Source organism: Daejeonella sp., from assembly GCF_030695525.1.
Taxonomy (GTDB): domain Bacteria; phylum Bacteroidota; class Bacteroidia; order Sphingobacteriales; family Sphingobacteriaceae; genus Daejeonella.
Genome location: NZ_JAUYSS010000033.1, coordinates 1 through 2,273, shown reverse-complemented (window position 1 = coordinate 2,273; position 2,273 = coordinate 1). Strand labels below are relative to the sequence as shown.

The window sequence follows — 2,273 nt, the reverse complement described above, 5'->3', positions numbered from 1 at the left end:
AGAGGGTTTAAAGATATTGCATGGATAATTTAGGATGTAATGAATTGTTTATTTGACAGTGAGGGTAAAGACTTGCGAAATCATTTAGCCGAGCGGAAAGTAGATTCCGTCTTCGCACACCAAAATGGCGACTGACGAATTTAACCGGCATGGCGCCTAGGTAAATTCGCAACCCGATAGCTATCGGGTCTGAAAATCCGACCTGGATAATCACATGTGCGAGCGGAAAGTGATTTCGGCTTCGCAAATGGGAAGAATAATTTGTCAATGAGTTAATTTGTCAATTTGTCGATGGGGGTATTGAGCATTTTGTAACGATTGTCATTCAGAGGAGCCAGCCGAATTTCTCAACCCGATACCTATCGGGTTAGTAAAATTATGAGGCGACGAAGAATCTCATTCCCAGGAGTAGAAAATTTCATACAAATTATTGGAAATTGTCGATGAGGCAATTTGTCAATTGCCAGTCATGTATTCTCCCATTTTCTAATTTGATTGATATATTTGCAGCCATCAATTAGAGATTATATGCTACCTAAACTGTCGCCTGATTTGAAAATAGGAATAATTGGGCTGGGGTATGTAGGTTTGCCTTTAGCGCTTGCTTTTTCAGAGAAATTTGATGCTGTAGGTTATGATCTGGATGCTAACCTTGTGAAAGCTCTCAGGGGCGGGTTGGATCGGACAATGCAGGTTTCAGGCATTGATTTGAAATCCAGTACCCTAAAAATCACCTCCCAGCACTCGGATTTAAAGACTTGTAAAATTTATATAATTACTGTTCCTACTCCTGTTGATGAGCATAAAAGACCCGACCTGAAAGCCCTGTTGCTTGCCTCCCATTCAATCGGTAAAATATTAAAGAAGGGAGATATCGTGATTTATGAATCGACCGTATATCCGGGTTGTACAGAGGAGGATTGTGTTCCGGTGCTTGAAAGAGAAAGTGGATTAAAATACAATCTCGATTTCTTTTGCGCATACTCCCCCGAAAGGGTTAGTCCGGGTGATCCGGTACATACCTTAAAAAATATTATAAAGGTAACCTCAGGTTCAAATCCCGAAACTGCAGATCTTGTTGACAGGCTTTATGCCTCAATAATTGATGCAGGCACACATAAGGCTTCCAGTATTAAAATTGCCGAAGCCTCCAAAGCGATCGAAAATGCGCAAAGGGATGTCAATATTTCATTCGTTAACGAATTGGCATTAATCTTTGATAAGATGGAGATCGATACTGCCGAAGTCCTTGAGGCGGCTGCAACCAAGTGGAATTTCCTGAACTTCAAACCCGGCCTGGTTGGTGGACATTGCATTGGTGTTGATCCATATTATCTGGCGTTTAAGGCCGAATCTTTGGGCTATCATCCAAGAGTAATCCTTTCAGGCAGATATGTGAATGATCAAATGGCTTCCTTTGTTGTGAACAAGTGTGTGAAGCTGATGGTAAAAGGGAATATTCAGACTATAGGTTCCAGGGCATTGGTGATGGGAATAACATTCAAGGAAAATTGCCCGGATATTAGAAACAGCAAGGTTATAGACATTGTGACTGAGTTAATTCAATTTGGGATTGAAGTTGATGTTTATGACCCTTTGGCTGAGAGAGAACAGGTTTTCAGTCATTATAATATAGATATGATCACTGATATTAATAAACAAAAATACCAGCTAATCATTCTTGCAGTTGCTCATAATGAATTTCTTTCAATAGATTTTGGTAAAATAAAAAATCCGGATACGGTACTTTTCGATACCCGGGCTGTACTGAAGAGGGATTGGGTGGATGGGAGACTTTGATTCAATTTGTCAATGAGACAATTTGTCTATTTGAGGATGGAAGGGAATGAGCAAATGAGAGAATGAGCAACCCGATAGCTATCGGGTTAGCAAATGGGTTGAGTACTTCATTTGAAGCTATGGGTCTTGTCTTTATTCATTGCTCTTTGTTCTTTGATCCATTTGATTTGTCTATTTGTCGATGAGAAGGAATGAGCAAATTTGTACCACCTGTCATTCAGAGGAGCCAGCGGATTTTCTCAACCCGATAGCAATCGGGTTAGTAGAATTGTGTGGCGACGAAGAATCTCATCACGATGAGCACCAAATTTAGCTGAAGTAGGTTTATTTGCCGTTTCTTGCGTGCTACTCTTGAAATTTCATGTATAACATTAATGGAGCATTTTTAGGGCCTCACCCTTATTACTGAGCCGTTGATGCCTTGATCATCCTGGCCCTCTCCGGAAGAGAGGGTTTAAAGATATTGCATGGAT

The 2,273-nt window shown here is 40.6% G+C and carries 1 protein-coding gene; it reads left to right on the top strand.

The window, feature by feature from the left end; all coding sequences use genetic code 11:
• Positions 1-528 precede the first annotated feature (528 nt).
• Complete coding sequence (locus Q8S11_RS08115; protein ID WP_305661585.1) at positions 529-1,800, top strand: nucleotide sugar dehydrogenase; 1,272 nt, start codon at positions 529-531, stop codon at positions 1,798-1,800.
• The last annotated feature ends 473 nt before the right edge of the window (positions 1,801-2,273 follow it).

What these genes read in the sequence shown, in the direction of transcription:
- Q8S11_RS08115 (WP_305661585.1), top strand. Translation starts at nt 529, where the DNA reads ATGCTACCTAAACTGTCGCCTGATTTGAAAATAGGAATAATTGGGCTG.